The organism is Pseudomonas sp. 14P5.3.2 (genome assembly GCF_057799175.1).
This window is the reverse complement of the sequence record NZ_JBYOKU010000037.1, coordinates 22,963-45,709: the sequence shown is the minus strand read 5'-3', so window position 1 is coordinate 45,709 and position 22,747 is coordinate 22,963. Positions and strand designations below refer to the sequence as shown.

Genomic DNA, 22,747 nt, shown 5'->3' with positions numbered 1-22,747 from the left:
CGCAGCATCGGTGGGAAATTTCCCATTGAAACCATCGGGGGTTTCAACGTCAGCCACGATGAGCGAGTGATCGGCATTCTAACGACAGGCCCGAAGCCGATATTTCTTCAATGCGACAACTAATTACAGATGCACAGAGAAACCCGCTTGAGCGCATTGACAGCCTTGCAAATTCATGCAAGAGCGAAAGACAGTGAACCGATCTATGCTGCAAATTGCGGGCCTATTATTCGCAAACCCTTCTAATCCGGCAAGCGCAGCGTTGTGTCTTATTTTTCACCGGGGGTTTTAAGGCTCTAAAACGGGGCATTGCGTTTCCCTTCGCCCCGCTGCGGGGCGGGCGGTTACACATTTGGTTACTCGGACGGGGATGGGTAACAGCGGGAAGGGGCTTACGCAGGAAATCGATAATTATTGGTTGGGTGGGTTTGGATTACGACAGCGAAGTACACCGCCGCCTGACAGATCGCCTTCGCGAGCAAGCCCGCTCCCACAGTGGGCCTGCATTCTTCCAGACAAAACACATCAACTGTGGGAGCGAGCTTGCTCGCGATGAGGCCAGCACAGCCACCACAAACCCTCAAGACACAAAAAAGCCCCAGCTGGATTGCATTCTTCCAGACAGAACACACATCAACCTGTGGGAGCGGGCTTGCTCGCGATGAGGCCGGCACAGCCACCACAAACCCTCAAGACACAAAAAAGCCCCAGCTGGATTGCATTCTTCCAGACAGAACACACATCAACCTGTGGGAGCGGGCTTGCTCGCGAAGAGGCCAGCACAGCCACCACACCACCCCAGACACAAAAAAGCCCCGCCCGGCATCACCGGACAGGGCTTCTACAGAGCTAACGCCTACGCCACATTCATCGTCTTGTGCGTATCAATCAAATGCTGCACCACACCCGGATCCGCCAGGGTCGAGATGTCCCCCAACCCATCGTACTCAGCCGTAGCAATCTTGCGCAGAATCCGCCGCATGATCTTGCCCGAACGGGTCTTCGGCAACCCCGGCGCCCACTGGATCACGTCCGGCGAAGCAATCGGGCCGATCTCTTTGCGCACCCAGTTCTTCAGCTCCAGACGCAGTTGCTCACTCGGCTCTTCACCATTCTTCAAGGTGACGTAGACATAAATGCCCTGCCCCTTGATGTCGTGCGGCACACCGACCACCGCCGCTTCGGCGACTTTCGGGTGCGCAACCATGGCGCTTTCGATCTCGGCGGTGCCCATGCGGTGGCCGGAGACGTTGAGCACGTCGTCCACACGCCCGGTGATCCAGTAATAACCATCAGCGTCACGCCGCGCACCGTCACCGGTGAAGTACATGCCACGGAAGGTCTTGAAGTAGGTGTCGACAAAGCGGTCATGATCGCCATACAGCGTACGCGCCTGACCCGGCCACGAATCGAGAATCACCAGATTGCCCTCGGCCTCGCCCTCGATGATGTTGCCGAGGTTGTCGACCAGCGCCGGTACCACGCCGAAAAACGGACGTGCCGCCGACCCCGGCTTCAGCGCATGCGCCCCCGGCAGCGGGCTCATCATGTTGCCGCCGGTTTCGGTCTGCCACCAGGTATCGACGATCGGGCAACGCGACTTGCCGACATTCTTGTAGTACCAGTCCCAGGCTTCCGGATTGATCGGCTCGCCCACCGAACCGAGCAGACGCAGACTGCTGCCATCCGCGCCTTCAACGGCGGCGGTGCCCGAAGCCATCATCGCGCGGATCGCGGTCGGTGCGGTGTAGAGGATGTTGACCTTGTGCTTGTCGACGATCTTCGCCACCCGGGTGATGTCCGGATAGTTCGGCACGCCTTCGAACAGCACGGTGGTCGCGCCATTGGCCAACGGGCCGTAGACGATGTAGCTGTGACCGGTGACCCAGCCGACGTCGGCGGTGCACCAGTAGATTTCGCCCGGACGGTAGTCGAACACGCGCTCGTGGGTCATCGCCGCGTACAGCAGATAACCGCCGGTGGTGTGCTGCACGCCCTTCGGTTTGCCGGTCGAGCCGGAGGTATAAAGGATGAACAGCGCTTCTTCGGCACCCATCTCTTTCGGCGCGCAGACAGTGCCCGCCACTTTCATCAGGTCTTCGTACCAGATGTCGCGATGCTGGTTCCACTTGATGTCGCCACCGGTGCGCTTGCACACGATGACTTTCTGGATGCTGCTGGTTTCCGGGTTGGTCAGCGCATCGTCGACGTTGGCTTTCAGCGAGATCTTCTTGCCGGCACGGATGCCTTCGTCAGCAGTGATCACCACTTTCGATTTGCAGTCGATGATCCGTCCCGCCAAGGCTTCCGGCGAGAAACCACCGAACACCACCGAATGAATCGCGCCGATCCGGGTACAGGCCAGCATGGCGACCACGGCTTCGGGGATCATCGGCATATAAATAGTCACCACGTCGCCGCGATGCACGTCCTGACCACGCAGGGCGTTGGCCAGTTTGCAGACTTGTTCATGGAGTTCGCGATAAGTGATGTTGCGGCTTTCGGAAGGGGCATCGCCTTCCCAGATGATTGCGATCTGATCGCCGCGCTCGGCCAGATGACGGTCAAGGCAGTTGTAGGAAACGTTCAGGGTGCCGTCGGCGAACCATTTGATGTCGACATGGTGATCGTCAAAGGACGTCTGCTTCACCGTGGTGAAAGGCTTGATCCAGTCGAGGCGCTTGGCTTGCTCGCGCCAGAAACCGTCAGGGTTGACGACCGACTGCTGGTACATGGCTTTGTAGGTCGCCTCGTCAGTCAGCGTATTGGCCAGAACCTCGGGACGAACGGGATACAGAGAAGCCGCACTCATCTTTCCTACCTCGGTGTAATAGTTGTTTTTGTATGACCCCGTTGTAGCCGGGCCGGGTCCATAGAACCATTCGACGATGGTAGTAACAAGCCCTGCGCCCTCAAGACCCCCACCCCTGTAGGAGCTGCCGAAGGCTGCGATCTTTTGATCTTGCCCTTTAAAAACAGGATCAAAAGATCGCAGCCTTCGGCAGCTCCTACAGGGGATTTTTGGTGTTTTGCGGCGATTGTTACCAAAACCGCGAAAAGTGTTTATCAAAACCCCACCTGTTTACCCCCACCCCACCTCCCTAAAATCCGCATCGCCGACAAGGCAAACCGATTAACAACGTTACAGCCCCCACGAAGGCCGTTAATCAACTTATCCAAGTGATGAAGTTCCACACGCAACCCTAAAAAGGTTGCGTGACCCCACTCGACCTCAAAAAGGTAAATCTGAAATGAAAGCTTTATTGGTTCTGGCCCTCAGCAGTCTGTGCGCAACCGCCATGGCAGACGAGGTCCCGACTGATGTCGCACAGCAACAACCGGCTATCGAGGAATACACTTACTCGACTCACCTGGACATCGCCAACGTAGTTTCCATGAGCGAAGTTCCAAACGTCTGCGAAGTTGTTCCGATGAAAATGGAATACGACGACTCCAAGGGTCAGCGTCACATCCTGCGCTACAGCGTCATGGGTAACGGCTGCACCAATTGATGAGTGAGACTGCACCGAATCGGACCGCTCAGCGCCTCATTTGAGGGTCGATTCCAGCCCGGCTTCGGTCGGGCTCAGTTGTGTCTGGAGTCGTCAAAAATGCTTGCAAAACACTAGATGTAGTGAAAAACCGGTTTTTTTGTTCGTTTTTTGAGCAAATCCACAATCGCGAGATTTTTACGAAAAAAAATCTATCCCCGGCAAAGCCCTGTAAACCCGCACTCTCATCGAAAAACCAGCCTCCTCGACCGCTCCATGCGCGGATTCGCCTCAGCACAGCCGTGTTTTTTTCCCTATAATGCCGCCCTAATCGGGTCAGCAATATTCCCTTACAGGGAACAAAAGCCATTCTGAAGCCCCGCAGCAGCGTCAACGCTGATCTGCGCCCGTCAGAGGCTCTCGGAAACCCGTACAAAATTCTGTTTTATTGCCTGCCTTAGCTGCTGCAAAAAACGATTCCTTAAGATCCAACGCGGTCTGTACGACCGTGTGAACAACCAACCAATCAGGTTTCACACGGGGCGACAGGCCCTCACGCAGGAGACGACACGTCATGCTGAGCTGGGACGAATTCGACAAAGAAGACAGTGAAGTAGCAACCGTGAAAGGCGCCAACGCCGGCCACGCTACTGAAGCCAACATGGACCGCCTCGACAGCGCCGGCGGTGCCGCAGCGCTGGAAGCCCGCGCCGTGACCGCCGACGACTCGGCCGCCGTGGCCCGCGCCAAGGCTGCACTGGATTCCCTCGACGTCGCCGAAGGCCTCGCCGAACTCGAAGGCGCCTCCGCCCGTGTCGCCGTTGACGAAAAGCGCATGATCAACTGCCGCGCCGACCTCAACCAACTCGTACCTTTCAAGTACGACTGGGCCTGGCAGAAGTACCTGGACGGCTGCGCAAACCACTGGATGCCGCAAGAAGTCAACATGACCGCCGACATCGCCCTCTGGAAAAACCCGGAAGGCCTGACCGACGACGAGCGCCGCATCGTGATGCGCAACCTCGGCTTCTTCTCCACCGCCGACTCCCTGGTTGCCAACAACCTGGTGCTGGCCGTGTACCGCCTGATCACCAACCCGGAATGCCGCCAGTACATCCTGCGCCAGGCCTTCGAAGAGGCGATCCACACCCACGCCTACCAGTACTGCATCGAATCGCTGGCCATGGATGAAGGCGAGATTTTCAACATGTACCACGAGATCCCGTCGGTCGCCAAAAAGGCAGCCTGGGGCCTGAAGTACACCCGCTCGATCTCCGATCCGAAGTTCGAAACCGGCACCCCGGACACCGACAAAGAACTGCTGCGCAACCTGATCGCCTACTACTGCGTACTGGAAGGCATTTTCTTCTACTGCGGCTTCACCCAGATCCTCTCCATGGGCCGCCGCAACAAAATGACCGGCGTCGCCGAGCAGTTCCAATACATCCTGCGCGACGAATCCATGCACCTGAACTTCGGTATCGACGTGATCAACCAGATCAAAATCGAAAACCCACACCTGTGGGATGCCGAAATGAAGGAAGAAGCGACCCAGATGATCCTGCAGGGTACGCAGCTGGAGATCGAATACGCGCGCGACACCATGCCTCGCGGCGTACTGGGTATGAACGCGGCGATGATGGAGGACTACCTGAAGTTCATCGCCAACCGTCGTTTGTCGCAGATTGGTTTGAAAGAAGAGTACCCAGGGACGACTAACCCGTTCCCTTGGATGAGCGAGATTATGGACTTGAAGAAAGAGAAGAATTTCTTTGAGACGAGAGTGATTGAGTATCAGACTGGTGGTGCGTTGAGCTGGGATTAAGTTTTTATATAACGAAGGACGTGAGCTATCTCACGTCCCCAGTTAAATAGACCCAAGGAAAATCGGTATTGGACTGGAAAAATCACCCACTCGTAATTGCCTGTGTTAGTTGCGCATCCACATGTGTTTTCTTTATCAGTGTCATCGTCCCCATCTATGAAAAGAAAAACATAAATACTATTGGCGAACTAGAGGCAAAAATCGAGCTCCTAAAAACTACAAACAATAACAACGACAAAGAAATCAGCACCCTCAAAAAAAGCAAGCAATCACTTTCAAATGAAATAGCTCAAAAGAACGAAAAAATCCTTAAACTTCAAGAAGAAGAAAGATTTTCGCCTGACACTCCTTTCCCCAAAGGTTTTAGGGAAATTGGAGTTTTTCAAGATTTTGAAAAAGTAAAAGAAGTGTATAAAGACTCAGCAAAACCTAAGAAAGGTGGCTGGATACATGTAGACATTATTGACCAGCTTTTTTCTTCCGCCACTTATTATCAGCTGGAATGTAAAAAACACAGCTTAGTTTCCCACGTACTCTTTCAATTAAACGACCCCATTTCAGAAGCAATTAAGGCCTCAACGCCCATACCAACCACCGAAGAACTCAGTAATCTCAGGCAAAGCAAAATCGAAACGCTGGTTAAGATTTTTCGGGAGAAATATGGGCAAGAGGTTACAAAAACAGAAGATAACCGATACATTTTCAAAGTAAAAGACTTTTGGCTAGCTGAAATCAGCGAAAGTGGGTTAGTTATCGCTCCAACAGTTACAACCGAAAAAATTGACCAAATATGCACAGAGTTAAAGTCCAAATCTGAAAAAAAACCGTAAAACCTAAAGCTTCCGCAACTAAACAACGGACATTTTACAAAAAACCACCCCATCCCTAACGCAATCAAAAGCTTAGAGCAAATAGTTTCGCCCCCCCAATTCGCGCAAACACAACTTGATATTTCAAGCCTTGACCAGAAGGTTTTTGATCCATATCCTCTTTTGCTCCGGCGCCTAAGAAACGCCTCAAGTAGCGGCCTGACCGCTCCCGAAAGATGCGGCTTTTTTGTGCCTATGGATTTCTCGTGGGCGTGAAAAAACCTTTGCTATGTCGGGAGTGGGCTAATACAAGACCCGTAAGGGGAATATGTCCGGCCTTCTACTTGGGGTTTCTTAACTCCCGGCGCCTTAGCCCTAAGAAAGCTATCAAGTAGAGGTAATGGATATGCCTAAGACTTTTCCCTTCTCATTGAAGGAAATCACCTACAGCTTCACTGCTGAAATTCTGCTTCCGCATCAGGAGGTAGATCATGTCTGATTCACACAATCCCACACTCTTCACCCGCCACAACCTCTCTCTCCACGCCCTTCTCCTTGAAAATCAACCATGGTTCTGCGCCCGCGATATCGGCCGTTTGATGGGTATCCATTTGAGCGAACGCATGGTCAACAAACTGGACAAGGATCAGCGTCGTGTTTTGTGGATCGAGTATTTCCGGCAACCCGAAAAGCAACTAATGCTCAGCGAATCCGGTGTGTACGCTCTATTGGTGTATCACTACGTGCCCGGGAATCGGTTGTTGCGTGAGTGGCTGACTCATCAGGTGGTGCCAGCCTTGCGCGATGCAGAACACTTGGGACATTCAGATCGGCCGATGTTGAGTTTGTTGGATTGGCCGGAGATGTCGTTGAGTCTGTTGCATTGGCAGAACGAGTGTTGGATTCGGCTGCGAGACATGCCCTATCTGTTGAGCGATCAGACACCACGAAAAGCGTTGGCCACGAAGCCTTGGTGGCGAAGGGTAGCTCAGGCGTTTCAGTCGTCGAAGCATTCGATGGGGTAAACGATGCGCTTGTAGGATTACATGCGAGATCCGTCGCTATTTTTTGTAGGAATTTTCGTAGACAGCAGTAATGGCCACTCAGTATCGTCCGAGGGTTTTCAACCCTCGGCGATTTTATGGATACGGAAAAGGAAAATAGTGGCTGGACGGATGAGGAGCTTGGAGCTTCGGTTGATGGCTATCTCGATATTCAGGCTCGCTACCCAAATGATCAAAAATTTAATAAGTCCTTGGAGCACAAGCGTCTGCAGAACGGCGTACTCGCCGGGCGAAACACCAAGTCAATTGACTATCGACTGCAGAACATTACCGCTCTGTTCGAAGATCTTGGGCTGAAAACGATCTCTAGCTACAAACCAAAGGTGAATCTCGGTTCAGGGATTACTGCGCGCCTGATCAAAATCCTAGAATCGAAAGGCCTCATTACGCTGGATTCCGGTACACCTTCCACGCAAGAAGAATCATCACTTCGAAATGTACAACGAGCGAAACAACGTGATTTCGTAAGTGAGCCAGAGGGTGTGCAGATACCTCAGCAAATCGTCAGGACAACCAAAACCTACGCCCGCATATCCAAAGTCAAAGATTGGATTCTGTTCAACGCCAAGGGTATCTGTGAGGGATGTGGACAACCAGGTCCGTTTGAAATGAATGGAGAACCTTACCTTGAGGTTCACCACGTTAAGCATTTGTCGGACAACGGGACGGACTTCAAGACCAACACCGTAGCGCTGTGCCCAAACTGTCATCGACGCTGCCACCATTCTGACGACAGAGAGGCTTTCACTGCTTGGCTGTATGACAACGTTGGAAGACTCGAAAAGGAATAATCGCGGTTTATCTGACTACCCGTATTGGCTGATCTTGGGGCTGCTTCGCAGCCCAGCGGGAGCAAGCTCCCTCGCCACAGGGGTGATGTGCTGCCCGCAGTGGCGGGGTGAGGATTGAAATCTGGTTGATGCCTGGAATCGCCAGCAGGCTCACTCCCACAGATTCCGCATCATCCTGAAAACAATCAGTGCAACCCGCCGCGCCTCCCGCTATTAATACCCCTCCCCCACTCAAGGATCCGAGCCCCACCATGAAATTCGATCTCGCCTACTGCCTCAGCCTCGACGACAAGTTGTCGATCTATGACGTTCGCGATCTCAATTTCGATGAGACGGTGGCGTTCGACTCCGCGAAGGAGCAATTCCAGTGCCCCAACGATGCCTGTCGTTCGGCGTTTGATGCCTCCAACGAGTTGGGCACGTTCAACGCCAAGAACGTGAATTACGTGCGCACGCCGCACTTCAAGAACTTGCCCGGTACGCAGCATGTAGCGGGTTGTCCGTATGTGAGTTTGAAGGCGTCGGCGTCCGGGGTTGAGACGGCGGATGGCGAAGTGGATGACGGGCGGGAGGAGCATTTTCCGTCGGAGTTGTTGCTGACGCGGCGTGAATATGTGCGCAAGCCTGCTGCGCCGGCGGGGGCGGCGGATGTGTTGCGGGATGATCCGGTGCGGGTGGCGCAGGTGAGTTCCAAGGAGTCGCCGGGGCGTGAGACGGCGCCGGACAAGACCAGTGTGTTTGCGCACCCGGTGGAGTGTTTTGTGTCGAACTTCGCCGACAAGGAGTTGCTCAAGCGTATGCCGTTGAAGATCGGCGAGCACACGGCGCCTTATGGCTCGTTCTTCAAGAAGATCGAGTATCTGACGGACAACAAGGGGCTGATTTACTGGGGCAAGATCAAGGAGATCAAGGATTACACCCAGAGTTTTCGCATCGATTTCGAGCAGAAGGTCTGGTTCAAGCAGGCGGATGAGGCGAAGAAGAAGCCGTATTCGGTGAACGTGTATCTGAGCAAGAAGTTGATCGACAACTACCGCAAGCGCAAGGCGTTTCTGGAAGAGATCAAGCACGCGATCGACAGCGACAAGGAGTTGTTCTGTTTCTTCTATGGCGTGACGCCGGAGTTGAAGCAGGTGCCGAGCAAGAAGAACCCCGAACAGACGTTCGGGGTGTTCAGTGCCAACATTGAGAACCTGGATCACTTTATTGTGCGGGAGGCGCCGGGGTTGGCGTGACGGTTAGCCTTTGGGCAATTGCAGTTTGGCTGCACCACGGTGCTGGTTGACCAGCGTGTACGGCAGCACTGACCAATCGGGGTTGTCGCAGTTACGTTGGTAACGGGCGAAGTAAGCGCCCAGGTAAATCCCCTTCGGCGTGAAGTGCCAGTTGGAATAGCCCCAGACGCTTTCATCGGTGTAATCGCAATTGCCGTCGTCTTCGGCGGGCTTCTTCATCTCTTCGGGATAGAGCGTGGTGAACTGTTTGACCAGCCACGGCGCCATGACTTTCATCTGATCGTATTCGGTGGCCGCGCTATTCGGTTCACCAATCCACAGCACATCTTTGAGTTTCAACAATTCGCCGGTGTGGACGTCCAGGTTGATTGGCGAACTGCCGAAATCCGGGTGGGCACCGCCGCAGCTGTAACCGGTGGAGATGTCCAGGCTGACCACGTCCGGCGAGAGAAACTCAGGGGCAGCACCTTGATCGAACTCGGCGTATTCCCCGCCATTCATCATGCAGCGGTGATAGTCGATGACTTCAGTCCAGAGCCGTCCGAGCAGGTGGTTATTAATCCGCTGCTGCTCTTCTTTCGTATAGCCAGACTCGACACTGAACAACGATATCTTCGACTCAGGCTCCGTCCACCATTGCAGGTCGTAGCCCATGAAGTTTTCTTTCTTCTCCGGTTTGAGCTTGAGTCCCTGCAAGCGCAAATACTCGTAGGGATCGCTCTTCGGCAAAGTGGCAATAAAGGGCAGCGTAGTTGCGCTCGGCGCAGGAAGTTTGGCTTCGGTCAGTTGCACCGGCAGCTTCTTGCCCTTGGGGTTTTGCCATTCGCCCTGCCAACCATTGGCGGTGGATTTCAACTTCAGGGTTGGCAGCGGTTTGTCGTCGCCATAGCGGTTGTTGCCTTCAACCAGGTTCAACGTGCTGTTCTGCAGCGAGCCGCTGAGTTCCAGGTCGCGGTGATACTTCTCGTAGAAGTAGCGGCCGGTGACTTCGTCCTGCCGCGTGGTGTTGAGCTCCACCACAATCGGCATCTTGCCCAGCGTACCGGTGAACACGCGCCTGCCATCTTCGGCATGGGTGGTGGTGGAAATCAGTGTGAACAGCGCCGCAGCGTATGGCGCCAGGCGCAGCAGTCCCTTGAGCATGGATCGATCCCTGAATGAATGAGGCTGCGAAGTATGCAGAGGATGCGCGCAGGAATCGAGGCTCTACTTGAGCAGCATGCCCAACATCACGATGATCAGCAGTGCGATATACACCCAAGCATGCACCCGATCCGGTATCCGCCCGATCCACGGCGTGGCCAATCGAATCCCGACCAACGACCCCGCCGTCAGCACCGCAAACGCCAGCAAATCCACATACCCGACAAACCATGCGCCCAGATCCATCTTGCTGAAACCGGCCAGTGCCATGTAGGTCAGCGTTCCGGCCACTGCCACCGGCACGCTCAACGGGTTCGCCATGGATGTGGCCTGGGACATGCTCAGTCCGCAGCGGCGCAGGAGCGGCACGGTCATGACGCTTCCTCCTACACCGAGGAACGTGGCGATGGCGCCGATGCCTACACCGCCGGCGGACGTTTCTGTTCTGCTGAGTCGGCGTGGGATGACGCCTTCGCTGCGGGTGAGGAAGCCGCGTCTGAGCAGGCAGTCGATGATGGTCACGCCGAGGTAGGCGATGAAGGCGTAGCGGATGACCTCGCCGCTGACCCACACCGCGGCGATCGCGCCGATGATCGCGCCGAGGGCGATGAAGCCGCCGAGGGGCCACAGGTATTGGCGGATCAGGTTGCCGGCCCGGCGGTGTTTGTCGGTGGCGATCAGGGCGTTGACGATCATCACGCAGGTCGAAGTGGCGACGGCGATGTGCATGGCCGATTGGCCGATGGGGTCGTCGGTGCCGTGGCTGGCGCTGAGCATGCGATAGAGCAACGGCACGACGACGAAGCCGCCGCCGAAGCCGAACAGGACGGCGGTGACGCCGGTCAGGCAGCCGAAGAGAGTCAGCAGTAGGTAGAACATGGCGCGTCTTCCGGTGATGGCGAGCTGTCGACGATAGAGCGACGCGGCTTGGCCTGCTTCAGCAACTCAGCCAATAATGTTTGCGTTTACGCCAATCACCGGGACGCCCTCGATGCGCAATATTTCGATCAGTCAGTTGGATGACACTCCGCGCCCGGTGGTGGCGATCTGTACGGATTATTCCCACGGCCATCTGTTGCCATTTCATACGCATCGACGGGCGCAATTGTTGTACGGCGCGACCGGGGTCATGCAGGTTCGCACCCATGACGGCAACTGGGTGGTGCCGCCGCAACGGGCAGTGTGGATTCCGCCGGGAGTGGCGCATGAGGTGCTGATGCTCGGCGTGAGTACGCGCAGTTTGTACATCGAGCCGGGGGCGGTGGACTTGGGTGGGCGCTGCCAGGTGATCAGCGTTTCGCCGTTGATGCGGCACTTGTTGATGGAAGCCGTGGAAGTGCCGCTGACTTATGACCTCGAAGGACGCGACGGGGTATTGATCGACCTGCTGCTGCATGAACTGGCGCGCAGTGCGCCCCTGCCCTTGCACATTCCGCTGCCGACTGACGGAAAGCTCCTGGCTTTGTGTCAGACCTTTCTGCTTCAGCCGAACGCCCATCAGTCGCCGCAATACTGGGCCGAGCAGTTGCACATAAGCTTGCGCACCTTCAACAGACTGTTTCGGCAGCAGACCGGGTTGAGCTTCAGCCAATGGCGGCAACAGGCCTGCGTGGTGCTGGCGCTGGCGCGGTTGGCCGCCGGTGAGGCGGTGACGCGGATCGCTCTGGATTTCGGTTATGAAAGCCCGGCGGCGTTCTCGACGATGTTCCGGCGCATCCTCGGACAGGCACCGTCCGTCTGGTTGGAGGCGGCGAATTAGGGCAAATCAAAAAATGCGTTTGATCCCGGCCGAAAACAACTGTACAAAAACACAGTACATTTTCAATCAGCACTCTTGAGCCCGGAGCACACCATGGCCTCTCTTGCGATGAACCACATCCTCGAACGCATAGCCCTTTTCCAGTTCACCCCGACGCACTGCGTCCAGGCCCGAGCGATGCTGGGCTGGAGCGTGGAACAGCTGTCGCGCGAGGCGCAGGTTGCGGTGGACGATATTCAGCGGTTTGAAGCGCAGCAGGACGTGGCGGATGCGGCGCGGCTGGCGCTCGCGTATCGGTTTGAGGCGCAGGGGTTGGTGTTCTTTCCGGGGTTTGCGCCGGGTCGCAGTGCGAGTATGGGCGCACCATCGGAAGCAGTGGGGCGTGAGGATTATGCGATGGCTGAATAAGGACGTGGAAATTGAGTGAAATCGAAGAAAGCAAAGGTTGCGTTTATAAGGATCTGGAAGGCGTGGATGCGGGTGACATGCAAAATAAGGCCCGGCATGTCACACGATTAGCTGCACTCATCGAAACAGCTCCCATGAGCAAAGCCGACGTAGCTCAAAGACTTGGTTTGAATCCGGAAAGTCTGGAAGAGATTCTCCGGGGGAAATTCCGCGACATAAACGTTTCCACGTTGGTGAGCTATGGGGACTTGATGTCGGAAAACAATCTCGAAAAATAAGGTTCGCCTCTATAGAGGCGAACCGGTTTTAACTCATCAGGCGTTCTGAACCACGCCCTCACTCTCCCCTTCAACCGCCAACCACCACGCACTCCCGCGCTGCGGCTGCATCAGGTTGAACGCCTCGCCCATTTGCGGCGTGGTGATCGCAACACTGCGTTCCCAGGCCAGTGACAGGATGCGATCAAACGGTTCGTGCCAGGCGTGCATCGCCAGGTCGAAGGTGCCGTTGTGAATCGGAAACAGCCAACGGCCCTTGAGGTCGATGTGGGCTTGCAGGGTTTCTTCGGGTTGCATATGCACGTGCGGCCATTCGACGTTGTAGGCGCCGGTTTCCATCAGGGTCAGGTCGAACGGGCCGTACTGTTCGCCGATGCGTTTGAAACCGTCGAAGTAGCCGCTGTCGCCGCTGAAGAAGATCCGCGTGTCGCCGTCGATCATCACCCACGAGGCCCAGAGGGTGCTGTTGCCGTCGAACAGGCCACGGCCGGAGAAATGCTGCGACGGGGTGGCGACGAAGCGGATACCGGCAATTTCAGTGCCCTGCCACCAGTCGTATTGACGGACTTTGCCGGCGTCGATGCCCCACTTGATCAGGGTATCGCCGACGCCCAGCGGGGTCAGGAAGTAATTGGTTTTAGCCGCCAGTTTCAGTACCGCCTGGTAATCGAGGTGGTCGTAGTGGTTGTGCGACAGGATCACCGCTTCGATCGGCGGCAACTGGTCGATGCTGATCGGCGGCTGGTGAAAGCGTTTCGGGCCGGCCCATTGCACTGGCGAGGCGCGCTCGGCGAAGACCGGATCGGTGATCCAGAATTTGTCGCGCAGCTTCAGCAGCAAGGTCGAGTGTCCGAGGCGGTAGACGCTGTGGTTGGGGGCTGCCAGCAGGTCTTCACGCGTCAGCGCATGCACCGGGATCGCCGCGGCGGGACGGGTATTGCGTGGCTTGTGAAAGATCATGTTCCACATGATCCGCAGCATTTTGCGCAGGCCTTCGCGTTGCACCGGCGCATGGTTACGGAACAGTCCTTGATCCTGGCGAGAGGCTTCAGGCGTGGAAGTTTGATCCGCAGGGAATTCTGGGTTGGCCATGACTGAGAGACTCCAGAAAAACCGCGCAATTCACGGTTTTTCACGGTGGGACGATAAATGGCCAAGGCACGCACGCATCAGCCGAACTGTCTGGTTTTTAGGTTGCGCGGATTAACGCAACATTACACTGGGCGGTGTAGTTTCTAGGTTGCATCAAACCGGATGACAAGTAAACTGCCAAGTGTAATTCCCCCCCCTTCTCTGCCGAAGCGTACTTATGACAGCTCCAAAGCGCCTCACCGACCGCAAACGCGAAGCCATCATTCAGGCGGCGATTGCCGAATTCCGTGCCAACGGGTTCGAGATCACCAGCATGGACAAGATCGCGGCCACCGCCGGGGTGTCGAAGCGCACGGTTTACAACCATTTCCCGAGCAAAGAAGAACTGTTCGCCGAAATTCTCAACCAGCTCTGGGCACGCATCACTGCCGAACAGGCCGTGACCTATCGCCCGGATCAGCCGCTGCGCGAGCAACTGCAGCAGATGTTGTTGGCTAAACTGCAGATGATGGCCGATGACAATTTTCTCGGTCTGGCGCGGGTGGCGATTGCCGCCACCATCCATTCTCCGGAGCGCGCGCAGGATATGGTGGCGCGCATGGGCGAGCGGGAAGAAGGCTTGACGGTGTGGATTCGCGCCGCTCAGGCGGATGGTCGGCTCAAAGCCGTTGATCCGGAATTCGCCGCGCAGCAGGTGCAGGGGCTGTTGAAGTCGTTTGGTTTCTGGCCACAGATTTCCATGGGCCAGGCGCCGCTGGATGCGGCAACACAACAAGCCGTGGCCGAGTCGGCAATGGAGATGTTTCTGGCGCGATACCATCTCTAGACCGCCCCTCTCCTGCGGACACCGCGATTAAATGGCTCGGAAGGACACTGATTATTCCCGCTGGAATAAATGACAATGTCCGACATTTGACCGACGAACGGTCAGCCTGAAAAAGACACTGCAAAGTATTTCAGGATGAATCTGGCGCAGGACATCATGGAAAACCAACGCGGCAAAGGCTTGTCATTCGCCAGACGCATCTACCTGCCCAGGGCCATCGGTCTGGGCGTCGGCTTTTTCAGCGTCGCGGCAGCACTGTATCCGCTGCACATGCCGGCCTGGCTATGGGCGCTGCTGGTGTTCAACGGTTTTATCTGGCCGCATCTGGCCTTTCAGGTTTCGACCCGCTCGAACTTTCCCTACCACGCCGAACGTCGCAATCTGTTGTACGACTCGTTGTGCGGCGGCTTCTGGACCGCGTGTTTTCAGTTCAACCCGCTGACCACCGTGACCATCCTGTCGATGATGACCATGAACAATGTCGCCGCCGGGGGCCGACGTCTGTTCGTATTCGGTGCACTCGCCCAGTTCGCCGGGGTGCTGCTGGGCTGGGCAATTTTCGGTTTCAAGTTCAGCCTGACCATGACGCAGATCCAGGTCTGGGCCTGCCTGCCGATGCTCACCCTTTATCCGCTGGCACTGGGCATGGTGTCTTATCAACTGGCGATCAAACTCGCCCAGCACAAACGAGCGTTGAGCGCCCTGAGCCGCACCGACAGCCTCACCGGGCTGCTCAATCACGGCGCCTGGAAAGATCTGCTGCACAGCAAATTCGAGCGCTGCCAGCAGCAGCACGTCCCGGACATTCTGGCGCTGATCGACATCGATCACTTCAAGACCATCAACGATAACTACGGGCACATCATTGGTGACGCCGTGCTGCGCCATCTGGCCCGTGAACTCAAACTGCTGGCCGAAGGTGAACCGGCGGGCCGGTATGGCGGCGACGAGTTCTGCGTGATCCTGCCCGACCAACCACTGCTCAAGGCCGAGGCGCGGATGGAACAATTGCGCCAGGCCTTGCACCAGTACCGTCATCCCGATGTGCCGGAATTGCGGGTCAGCCTGAGTATCGGCCTGGCGCGGTTTCAGCCTTCCTACACCGATGCGATTGCCTGGCTGGATGACGCCGACAAGGCGCTGTACACCGCCAAACACACGGGGCGCAACACGATCAGCGTGGCGCTGGGTCGACCGAGCTCAAACGACGCCAGCCAATTCAGCCTTTGAAAAAGCTCTACATATGTTGGCGCGCACTTTCTTGTACAAGACTAATTAGTTTGTATAAGATTGGCGCGTCAGCCTGGATGCTGGCACTTTGCAGTTAATGGCAAATGTTCATCCGGCATTTGCTCTGCCAGCGCGGAAACAGGGACACAAACCTCGTCTTTCCCTACTTCCAGGTACTGCTCACATGTTCTTCAATCGCCATCAGTCCGCTCTCAACGACCTTCAACACACCATCACCGAACAGAATGGCCTGCTCGAAGCCATCAACCGCTCCATGGCGGTGATCGAGTTCGACCTCGATGGCGTGGTGTTGAAGGCCAATGACAACTTTCTCAAAACCATGGGTTACCGCGCCGAACAGGTGATCGGCCAGCCTCATCGCTTGTTCTGCACCCCGGAGTTTGGCCGTAGCGCGCAATACACCGAATTGTGGTCGCGCCTGAAAAACGGCCAGTTCCAGTCCGGCACCTTCGAGCGCGTGGACAGCAAGGGGCAGCCGATCTGGCTTGAAGCCAACTACAACCCGATCAAGGATGCGTCGGGGCGCGTGGTCAAAGTGGTCAAGTTCGCCATGAACGTGACGACCAAGGTGCAGCAGGAAAGCGAGGCCAACGCCAAGCTTCAGGCAATCGACCGGGCGATGGCGGTGATCGAATTCAACCTCGACGGCAGTATTCTCACAGCGAACCAGAATTTTCTGACGCGTATGGGTTACACACTCGCCGAACTCAAGGGTAAACATCACCGCTTGTTCTGCCGACCGGAGCTGGTCAACAGCAGCGCTTACGAGGATTTCTGGCGGCGGCTGAACCAGGGTGAGTTGTTTCAGGGTCAGTTCGAGCGCGTCGACAAGCGCGGGCAGACTGTGTGGCTCGAGGCCAACTACAACCCGGTGTACGACGCCTCCGGGCGCCTGTGCAAAGTGGTGAAATTCGCCACGGACGTCACCACCCGCGTCGAGCAACATGAGCAGGATGCCCGCAGCGCCAGCGCGGCTTATCACATCTCCGTGGAAACCCGGAAAGTCGCCGAGCAAGGCACCCAGGTGATCCAGCAAGCGGCCAGTGAAATGCGGGAGATCGCTGACGACATCGCACAGTCGTCGACCTTGATCGCGCAACTCGGCGAACGCTCGGAGCAGATCACGGCGATCGTCAACACGATCCGCGCGATTGCCGACCAGACCAACCTGCTGGCGCTCAATGCCGCCATTGAAGCGGCGCGCGCCGGGGATCAGGGCCGCGGCTTTGCGGTGGTGGCGGATGAGGTGCGGCAACTGGCGGCGCGTACCAGCGGCTCGACGGCGGAGATTTCCAGCATGATCGGTTTGATCCAGAGCGAAACCCGCCAGGCGATCAAAAGCATGGAAGGCACCCGAGGGCGGGCAGCACAAGGCGTTGAACTGGCGGATCAGGCCGGCAGCGTGATTCTGCAGATTCGCGATGGCGCCAGTGAAGCGGTGCAGGCGGTGAGCATGTTTGCCAATGAGCGGGCGCCGGGGTGATCGCGGTGCTGAGGCTTTAGACCGAGTCGCGGCCTTCGCGAGCAAGCCCGCTCCCACAGGGAAATGCGTTCCAGGGTGGGAGCATGTTTGCCAATGAGCGGGCGCCCGGTTGATCGCGGTGCTGAGTCTTTAGACCGAGTCGCGGCCTTCGCGAGCAAGCCCGCTCCCACAGGGAAATGCGTTCCAGGGTGGGAGCGGGCTTGCTCGCGAAGGGGCCGTCAGCCTTGATGCAGGACTATAGTGATCTTCAGTCCCAAATCCTGCCGAGCCCATCATGACCACAGAAAAAACTGACACGCCCGCTGCTGCCCCAGTCGATCACCTGCGTTTCCACCGCACTCACGCCCACTTGAACACGACTTTCGGCAACGACAAGTTCGCCCTGCGCGCCGAGGCGTTCGCGCGATTCTTCGGCACGCCGACGTTTCTGGGCGCGCAAACCCTGATCGTGCTGTTATGGGTTGCACTCAACGTGACGGGCGTCACCACCTTCGACGTTTACCCGTTCATTCTTCTGAACCTCGCGTTCAGCCTGCAATCGGCTTATGCCGCACCGTTGATTCTGCTGGCACAAACCCGTCAGGCCGCGCGCGACAAGGCGCAAGCGGATGCCGATGCACAGCACCGCGAAGCGCTGGCGGAGGCCAACACCGAACGTCAGGCGCAGGCGGCGAAGACCACCGCGCAACTGCTCGAGTTGTTGGAGCAGAACACCCAGCTCACCAAAATGACCAAAAGCCTGACCGAACGCATTGAGGGTTTGACCCGCGAGTTGCACGAACACATTTGCCAGACTCGCCAGCCCTGATCACGCCAGTCGCAGCGCCCGCCCGAGTTCATCGAACAGCGTGACCACCGAGCGCAACGCCCGGCAGTCCGGGCGGGTGAGCAACCACAGCGCGGTGTCATAACCGTGCAGCGGTTCGCTCAAGGCCTGTAGACCCTCGGTCATCAGAAAGTCCGGTAACGCCGCCACGCCCAGCCCGGCACGCACCAGTTCAGTGACCGAAAGCATGCTGTTGCAGCGATAACTCGGGATCACGCCGGGCAACTGTTGGCGCCGCCAGGCGACAGTCGGGTGATCGGGCAAAAACTCGTCCGGAGCAATCCAGGTCAGCGCCGCCAGATCCGTCGCATCAACGTTTTGCAGGTAACGCGCACTGGCGCAGACCCGGTAGGAAACCTTCGCTAATTGCCGTCCGACCAGGTGCTCCGGCGGCGTACGCGTCAGGCGCAGGGCGATGTCGGCATCGCGGCGGCTGAGGTTGGCGAAATCGTTGGTGGTGCTCAGCTCGATGGTCAGCGCCGGATAGTTCGGCATGAACTGCGCCAACGCCGGTAGCAGCAGACCTTGCAGCACCGAATCGGTACAGGTCAGGCGCACCGTGCCGCTGACCACTTCGCCGCCCTGCTCCACGCCGATCCGCGCCGCTTCCAGTGCCTGCTCGGCGCGTTCGGCCTGCTCGGCCAAAGTCTGCGCGAGGGTGGTTGGCAGGTAACCGGCGCGGCTCTTTTCGAACAATTGCTGACCCAGCGCTGACTCCAGACGACGCACCGCGCGAAACACCGTCGACACATCGACCCTGAGCAACTGCGACGCCCGGGCCAGAGAGCCGCCACGCACCAAAGCGAGGATCAGCGCCAGATCCGCGTAGTCGAGCCGATAGTGCGTCGCTGCATTGATCACTTGGGGAAACGCCAATATTGAATGCGTGAACGCCAATCTATAGTGAGCCCCGGTGATCGACAACTGCACACAGAGATTCATCACTCACTCAAATCAAGGAAATCCCATGGACGCCATTTCCATCGCCCTGATCGGCGATCACGACCCCCAAGTCACCGCCCACCAGGCGATCCCCGTTGCCCTCGGCCTGATCGCCGAGCAGAGCGGCCGCGATGTGCAATTCGAATGGCTGCCCACCGAGCAGATCCACGCCGATGCTCCGCTGCAAAACTTCGACGGTTTCTGGTGCGTCCCGGCCAGTCCCTACAAGAGTGAAGCTGGCGCACTCAGGGCCATCCGTTTTGCCCGCGAACAACAGCGCCCTTTCCTCGGCACCTGCGGCGGTTTTCAGCATGCGGTGCTGGAATTTTCCCGCAACGTGCTGGGCTGGGCCGATGCCGAGCATGGTGAAACGTCGCCGGACTCGCAGCGAGCGGTGCTCACGCCATTGACCTGTTCATTGGTGGAAGCGGTGGACAGCATTCATCTGGTCGCCGGCTCGTTGATTGCCAAGGCGTACGAAACGTCGGAGATTCATGAAGGCTATCGCTGTCGCTACGGTGTGAATCCGCAGTTCGAACGAGAATTGCTGACTCATCAGCTACACGCCGTGGGGCACGATTCGGCGGGCGACTTGCGGGCGATCGAATTGAAAGACCATGTGTTTTTTGTCGCCACGCTGTTCCAGCCGGAACGCGCCGCGCTCAAGGGGCAGATCCCGCCACTGGTGCGGGCGTTCGTCGAAGCGTGCGTGGAGCTGCGCCCATGAAGCCGGACGAGACCTGTTTCGCCGTGATTTTCACCTCGACCCGCACCGAGGGTGACAACGGTTACGCCGCGGCGTCCGAGCGCATGATGGAACTGGTCAGCGAGCAACCGGGGTTTCTCGGCATCGATTCGATTCGCGGGGAAGACGGGGTCGGGATCACCATTTCGTACTGGCAGAGCGAGGCGGCGATTCTGGCCTGGCGCGAGCATCCCGAGCACCGGGTAATTCAGGCGCGTGGGCGGGCGCAGTGGTATTCCAAGTTTCAGACGCGGGTGTGTCGGGTGGAGCGGGAGTATCGGTTTGGGCAGTGACGATGGCGGCGTGCTGACTGGCCTCTTCGCGAGCAAGCCAGCTCCCACAGGAATTTGTGAACGCCACAGATCCAATGTGGGAGCGGGCTTGCTCGCGAAGAGGCCGCAACAGCCACTACAAAACTTCAGCCTTTCACCAGACTGCGCACCGCCACAATCTCCGGCACCTCAACCTTGCTCATGTACACCCGCAACGGCTCGGTGATGTTGATCCGGTCATCAATGTTCTGATCCAGCAACAACTGGATCAGCTCGCGTTTCAGGGTCATGGTCGTATCCGAAACCCGCGCCCAGACAAATTCGCTGGTGGGAATGATGCCGTCATCGGCCACGTCCATGCCGAACGAATCTTCGCTGAAACGCACGATGTACTGGCCGGTCTTGCGGTTGAGGCCGACAAAGCCCTTGAGGTCATCGGCGGCCTGACAGATGAGTTGGGAAGTGATGCGCATGGTAAACCTCACGAAAAATCATCGATGGTTTACACGCAGGGCAACAGACTCGGCCCGCCCTCTGCCGGGGCGTCTGCCACGGGCAAGCGTACTGCAAACCGCGCCACAAAAGTGCAGGAAAAATCGCTTTTAATACGTTTATGTCGGTCTGGCGATAGCACGCAATCGATTCAGTTGTTAAAAGGTACGTCTTTGAAAATGCCCTGCGAAAGGAACTCGAACATGCCCGCCACTTTCACCAAAAGCGCTCTCATGCTGAGCCTGATGCTCGGTTTCGGCCAGGCCCACGCCGCCGCCCAGACCAACATCGACGCGCTGGCCGCCGCCCATGGCATCCCGCATCCAGCCGTGATCGCCCACCGTGGCGCATCCTTCGATGCACCGGAGTCCACTGCGGCGTCCTACAAACTGGCCCGCGACCTCGGCGCCGATTACCTGGAAATGGACCTGCAACGCAGCAAGGACGGCGTGTTGTTCGCGCTGCACGACAACAACCTGCAACGCACCACGGATGTCGCCAGCAAGTTCCCTGAGCGCAAAGACAGCCCGGCCAATGCCTTCACCATGGCCGAACTGAAAACCCTCGACGCCGGCAGCTGGTACAACAAGGCCTACCCGGATCGCGCGCGTCCGACCTACGCCGGCCTGAAGATCCTGACCCTCGACGAAATCATCGACATCGCCCAGGCCAACCCGCAGCACAAGCCGGGCCTGTACATCGAAACCAAGGAGCCGCAGCTGTTTCCCGGCATCGAGCATGACCTCAAAGAGAAGCTGCAGGATCGCGGCTGGCTGAGCCCGGCCGGTTCGAAGCTGGCCAAGAGCGAACTCGGCGTCGGCCAGGGCAAAGGCAAGGTGATCCTGCAGACCTTCGAGAAAAACAGCCTCGAACTGCTGCAAAAGGAAATGCCGCAAGTGCCGAAAATCCTCCTGCTGTGGGTTGGCGAAGGCAGCATCGAGCCGAAGTCGAAAGTGACCTTTGCCGAGTCCGGCGAGAAGGACAAGAACGTGTTCTACGGCAAGCAAGAGCCGAAGTCCGAAGCCGAATTCAAACAATGGGTGGATTTCGCCAAGTCGCAGGGCGCCATCGGCACCGGCCCGTCGGCCAAGCTGACCAAGGGCGGCGACCAGAGCTATTCGGATCTGGTGCAACCGTGGATGAATAAATACACCCACGACCAAGGCATGCTGGTGCACGTCTACACCGTCGATGAGCCGGTGGACTTCGAGAAAGTCATGGCGGCGGGTGTCGACGGCATCTTCACCAACCGCGCCAGCGAACTGTTGAAGTTCTACAAGCGCCCGGCGGCGGCCAGTGTTGATCAGGTGTTGAAGAACAACGGGTTCTGAGTGAACACGCACACCGAGTGGACAGGCCGCCTCTGGCTGGGGCACGACTATGGCCTGATCCACGGAGTGTCGGGGCGCACCGCGCCCCATTCCCACTACGCCCACCAGATCATCCTCGCTCCCGAGCGTCCGGCCACCGTGCTGCTGGACGGCACGCCTGTCACCGCCTCCCCGCTGCTGATTGCTTCCAATGTGCGCCACGCGATAGTCGACGCGCCGGATCCGCTGTTTACCGTTTACGCCGAACCGCTGCTGTTTGATGCGCAGACGCTTGTCGATCGACTGTCTGCCGCCGAACTGTCGCTGCCCGCACTTGATCGCGCGATACGCCAATGTCCGCGCCGATCGCTGAGCGATCCACGCATCGAACGCGCACTGGCTGCCATCGATGCTTCGCTGATCGACAAAGTCGCGGCGCGCGCCGTGGCTGACGCCGCACATGTGTCGCTGAGTCAGTTGCAGCGGCTGTTCGTCAGTCAGGTCGGTCTGCCGGTGCGCCGACTGGTGCTGTGGCGCCGCTTGCGCCTGGCGATGGCGGCGATTCTGCTGGGCAGCCCGGTGACCGCTGCGGCACATTCGGCGGGGTTTGCCGATTCGGCGCACTTCTCGCGCAGCGTGAAAAAACTCTTCGGCGTCACCGCGTGTCAAGCGTTGCGGCGTATCGACTTGCAGCTGCTGGACTGA

The 22,747-nt window shown here is 57.6% G+C and carries 23 protein-coding genes and 1 pseudogene; 18 read left to right on the top strand and 6 right to left on the bottom strand.

Going from position 1 to position 22,747, the window contains the following annotated elements; translation table 11 throughout:
• Positions 1–856: 856 nt before the first annotated feature.
• Entirely contained in the window at positions 857–2,812 is a 1,956-nt protein-coding gene (gene acs / locus AC27VU_RS23995; protein ID WP_488725049.1) for an acetate--CoA ligase, read from the bottom strand.
• Between the two features lie 439 nt (positions 2,813–3,251).
• Here acs and AC27VU_RS23990 point away from each other — a divergent pair, with 439 nt between their 5' ends.
• The 6 genes from AC27VU_RS23990 to AC27VU_RS23965 all read left to right on the top strand — a co-directional run bounded on the left by AC27VU_RS23990 (position 3,252) and on the right by AC27VU_RS23965 (position 9,215).
• Positions 3,252–3,512, top strand: coding sequence for a DUF2790 domain-containing protein (locus tag AC27VU_RS23990; RefSeq protein WP_003227290.1), 261 nt, complete (start codon positions 3,252–3,254; stop codon positions 3,510–3,512).
• 553 nt (positions 3,513–4,065) lie between these two features.
• Positions 4,066–5,316 carry a ribonucleotide-diphosphate reductase subunit beta gene (locus tag AC27VU_RS23985; RefSeq protein WP_003227292.1) on the top strand — a complete coding sequence of 417 codons (1,251 nt, stop codon included), beginning with the start codon at positions 4,066–4,068 and terminating at the stop codon, positions 5,314–5,316.
• A gap of 68 nt (positions 5,317–5,384) precedes the next feature.
• The gene (locus AC27VU_RS23980; RefSeq protein ID WP_488725048.1) at positions 5,385–6,146 is read left to right on the top strand and encodes a hypothetical protein; all 762 of its coding nucleotides are present in this window, start codon (positions 5,385–5,387) and stop codon (positions 6,144–6,146) included.
• Positions 6,147–6,616: 470 nt separating this feature from the next.
• Positions 6,617–7,150: a BRO-N domain-containing protein gene (locus AC27VU_RS23975; RefSeq protein ID WP_488725047.1), complete on the top strand. Its 534-nt coding sequence runs from the start codon at positions 6,617–6,619 to the stop codon at positions 7,148–7,150.
• 116 nt (positions 7,151–7,266) lie between these two features.
• Positions 7,267–7,980 (top strand): HNH endonuclease, encoded by a 714-nt coding sequence (locus AC27VU_RS23970; RefSeq protein WP_488725046.1) that lies wholly within the window; start codon positions 7,267–7,269, stop codon positions 7,978–7,980.
• A gap of 251 nt (positions 7,981–8,231) precedes the next feature.
• Entirely contained in the window at positions 8,232–9,215 is a 984-nt protein-coding gene (locus AC27VU_RS23965) for a hypothetical protein (protein WP_488725045.1), read from the top strand.
• Between the two features lie 3 nt (positions 9,216–9,218).
• Here the strand turns inward: AC27VU_RS23965 and AC27VU_RS23960 are convergent, their stop codons facing one another.
• A complete protein-coding gene (locus AC27VU_RS23960) occupies positions 9,219–10,358 on the bottom strand; it encodes a hypothetical protein (RefSeq protein ID WP_488725044.1) in 1,140 nt (379 codons plus the stop codon).
• A 63-nt stretch (positions 10,359–10,421) separates the two neighbouring features.
• On the bottom strand, positions 10,422–11,237 hold the full coding sequence (locus AC27VU_RS23955) for a sulfite exporter TauE/SafE family protein (RefSeq protein WP_488725043.1): 816 nt from the start codon (positions 11,235–11,237) through the stop codon (positions 10,422–10,424).
• A gap of 112 nt (positions 11,238–11,349) precedes the next feature.
• Here AC27VU_RS23955 and AC27VU_RS23950 point away from each other — a divergent pair, with 112 nt between their 5' ends.
• From AC27VU_RS23950 to AC27VU_RS23940, 3 genes are all read left to right on the top strand, one after another.
• Complete coding sequence (locus AC27VU_RS23950; RefSeq protein WP_488725042.1) at positions 11,350–12,117, top strand: AraC family transcriptional regulator; 768 nt, start codon at positions 11,350–11,352, stop codon at positions 12,115–12,117.
• Positions 12,118–12,210: 93 nt separating this feature from the next.
• On the top strand, positions 12,211–12,525 hold the full coding sequence (locus tag AC27VU_RS23945) for an XRE family transcriptional regulator (protein ID WP_488725041.1): 315 nt from the start codon (positions 12,211–12,213) through the stop codon (positions 12,523–12,525).
• 11 nt (positions 12,526–12,536) lie between these two features.
• On the top strand, positions 12,537–12,803 hold the full coding sequence (locus AC27VU_RS23940; RefSeq protein ID WP_247868474.1) for an XRE family transcriptional regulator: 267 nt from the start codon (positions 12,537–12,539) through the stop codon (positions 12,801–12,803).
• 36 nt (positions 12,804–12,839) lie between these two features.
• Here the strand turns inward: AC27VU_RS23940 and AC27VU_RS23935 are convergent, their stop codons facing one another.
• On the bottom strand, positions 12,840–13,895 hold the full coding sequence (locus AC27VU_RS23935) for an MBL fold metallo-hydrolase (RefSeq protein ID WP_488725040.1): 1,056 nt from the start codon (positions 13,893–13,895) through the stop codon (positions 12,840–12,842).
• A 217-nt stretch (positions 13,896–14,112) separates the two neighbouring features.
• Between AC27VU_RS23935 and AC27VU_RS23930 the strand changes: the two genes are divergently transcribed.
• The 5 genes and pseudogenes from AC27VU_RS23930 (at position 14,113) to AC27VU_RS23910 (ending at position 18,263) form a co-directional block, all read left to right on the top strand.
• Positions 14,113–14,721, top strand: coding sequence for a TetR/AcrR family transcriptional regulator (locus tag AC27VU_RS23930; RefSeq protein WP_103520091.1), 609 nt, complete (start codon positions 14,113–14,115; stop codon positions 14,719–14,721).
• A gap of 156 nt (positions 14,722–14,877) precedes the next feature.
• Positions 14,878–15,951 carry a diguanylate cyclase gene (locus tag AC27VU_RS23925; protein WP_201137090.1) on the top strand — a complete coding sequence of 358 codons (1,074 nt, stop codon included), beginning with the start codon at positions 14,878–14,880 and terminating at the stop codon, positions 15,949–15,951.
• A gap of 97 nt (positions 15,952–16,048) precedes the next feature.
• Positions 16,049–16,909: pseudogene (locus tag AC27VU_RS23920) on the top strand (PAS domain-containing protein); the annotation flags it as partial.
• Positions 16,910–16,960: 51 nt separating this feature from the next.
• Positions 16,961–17,455 carry a methyl-accepting chemotaxis protein gene (locus tag AC27VU_RS23915; RefSeq protein WP_371851402.1) on the top strand — a complete coding sequence of 165 codons (495 nt, stop codon included), beginning with the start codon at positions 16,961–16,963 and terminating at the stop codon, positions 17,453–17,455.
• Between the two features lie 274 nt (positions 17,456–17,729).
• Entirely contained in the window at positions 17,730–18,263 is a 534-nt protein-coding gene (locus AC27VU_RS23910; protein ID WP_488725039.1) for a DUF1003 domain-containing protein, read from the top strand.
• Here AC27VU_RS23910 and AC27VU_RS23905 read toward each other — a convergent pair whose 3' ends face one another.
• A complete protein-coding gene (locus AC27VU_RS23905; protein ID WP_488725052.1) occupies positions 18,264–19,205 on the bottom strand; it encodes a LysR family transcriptional regulator in 942 nt (313 codons plus the stop codon).
• A gap of 43 nt (positions 19,206–19,248) precedes the next feature.
• On the opposite strand from AC27VU_RS23905, the gene AC27VU_RS23900 reads away from it, so the two are divergent.
• Together AC27VU_RS23900 and AC27VU_RS23895 are read left to right on the top strand one after the other, a co-directional pair.
• The gene (locus AC27VU_RS23900; protein WP_488725038.1) at positions 19,249–19,950 is read left to right on the top strand and encodes a CTP synthase C-terminal region-related (seleno)protein; all 702 of its coding nucleotides are present in this window, start codon (positions 19,249–19,251) and stop codon (positions 19,948–19,950) included.
• Complete coding sequence (locus tag AC27VU_RS23895; protein WP_262142108.1) at positions 19,947–20,261, top strand: antibiotic biosynthesis monooxygenase family protein; 315 nt, start codon at positions 19,947–19,949, stop codon at positions 20,259–20,261. Before AC27VU_RS23900 ends, AC27VU_RS23895 begins: the two co-directional genes overlap by 4 nt.
• A gap of 125 nt (positions 20,262–20,386) precedes the next feature.
• Here AC27VU_RS23895 and AC27VU_RS23890 read toward each other — a convergent pair whose 3' ends face one another.
• Positions 20,387–20,713: a DUF2025 family protein gene (locus AC27VU_RS23890; RefSeq protein ID WP_003227331.1), complete on the bottom strand. Its 327-nt coding sequence runs from the start codon at positions 20,711–20,713 to the stop codon at positions 20,387–20,389.
• A 222-nt stretch (positions 20,714–20,935) separates the two neighbouring features.
• Between AC27VU_RS23890 and AC27VU_RS23885 the strand changes: the two genes are divergently transcribed.
• Both AC27VU_RS23885 and AC27VU_RS23880 read left to right on the top strand, forming a co-directional pair.
• Positions 20,936–22,063 carry a glycerophosphodiester phosphodiesterase gene (locus tag AC27VU_RS23885; RefSeq protein ID WP_201136798.1) on the top strand — a complete coding sequence of 376 codons (1,128 nt, stop codon included), beginning with the start codon at positions 20,936–20,938 and terminating at the stop codon, positions 22,061–22,063.
• A complete protein-coding gene (locus AC27VU_RS23880; RefSeq protein WP_003227335.1) occupies positions 22,064–22,747 on the top strand; it encodes a helix-turn-helix domain-containing protein in 684 nt (227 codons plus the stop codon).

Bases quoted from the DNA above. Each gene is read 5' to 3' on its own strand.
- acs (WP_488725049.1), bottom strand. From the start codon at position 2,812: ATGAGTGCGGCTTCTCTGTATCCCGTTCGTCCCGAGGTTCTGGCCAAT.
- AC27VU_RS23990 (WP_003227290.1), top strand. From the start codon at position 3,252: ATGAAAGCTTTATTGGTTCTGGCCCTCAGCAGTCTGTGCGCAACCGCC.
- AC27VU_RS23985 (WP_003227292.1), top strand. From the start codon at position 4,066: ATGCTGAGCTGGGACGAATTCGACAAAGAAGACAGTGAAGTAGCAACC.
- AC27VU_RS23975 (WP_488725047.1), top strand. From the start codon at position 6,617: ATGTCTGATTCACACAATCCCACACTCTTCACCCGCCACAACCTCTCT.
- AC27VU_RS23970 (WP_488725046.1), top strand. From the start codon at position 7,267: ATGGATACGGAAAAGGAAAATAGTGGCTGGACGGATGAGGAGCTTGGA.
- AC27VU_RS23965 (WP_488725045.1), top strand. From the start codon at position 8,232: ATGAAATTCGATCTCGCCTACTGCCTCAGCCTCGACGACAAGTTGTCG.
- AC27VU_RS23960 (WP_488725044.1), bottom strand. From the start codon at position 10,358: ATGCTCAAGGGACTGCTGCGCCTGGCGCCATACGCTGCGGCGCTGTTC.
- AC27VU_RS23955 (WP_488725043.1), bottom strand. From the start codon at position 11,237: ATGTTCTACCTACTGCTGACTCTCTTCGGCTGCCTGACCGGCGTCACC.
- AC27VU_RS23950 (WP_488725042.1), top strand. From the start codon at position 11,350: ATGCGCAATATTTCGATCAGTCAGTTGGATGACACTCCGCGCCCGGTG.
- AC27VU_RS23945 (WP_488725041.1), top strand. From the start codon at position 12,211: ATGGCCTCTCTTGCGATGAACCACATCCTCGAACGCATAGCCCTTTTC.
- AC27VU_RS23935 (WP_488725040.1), bottom strand. From the start codon at position 13,895: ATGGCCAACCCAGAATTCCCTGCGGATCAAACTTCCACGCCTGAAGCC.
- AC27VU_RS23930 (WP_103520091.1), top strand. From the start codon at position 14,113: ATGACAGCTCCAAAGCGCCTCACCGACCGCAAACGCGAAGCCATCATT.
- AC27VU_RS23925 (WP_201137090.1), top strand. From the start codon at position 14,878: ATGGAAAACCAACGCGGCAAAGGCTTGTCATTCGCCAGACGCATCTAC.
- AC27VU_RS23910 (WP_488725039.1), top strand. From the start codon at position 17,730: ATGACCACAGAAAAAACTGACACGCCCGCTGCTGCCCCAGTCGATCAC.
- AC27VU_RS23900 (WP_488725038.1), top strand. From the start codon at position 19,249: ATGGACGCCATTTCCATCGCCCTGATCGGCGATCACGACCCCCAAGTC.
- AC27VU_RS23895 (WP_262142108.1), top strand. From the start codon at position 19,947: ATGAAGCCGGACGAGACCTGTTTCGCCGTGATTTTCACCTCGACCCGC.
- AC27VU_RS23890 (WP_003227331.1), bottom strand. From the start codon at position 20,713: ATGCGCATCACTTCCCAACTCATCTGTCAGGCCGCCGATGACCTCAAG.
- AC27VU_RS23885 (WP_201136798.1), top strand. From the start codon at position 20,936: ATGCCCGCCACTTTCACCAAAAGCGCTCTCATGCTGAGCCTGATGCTC.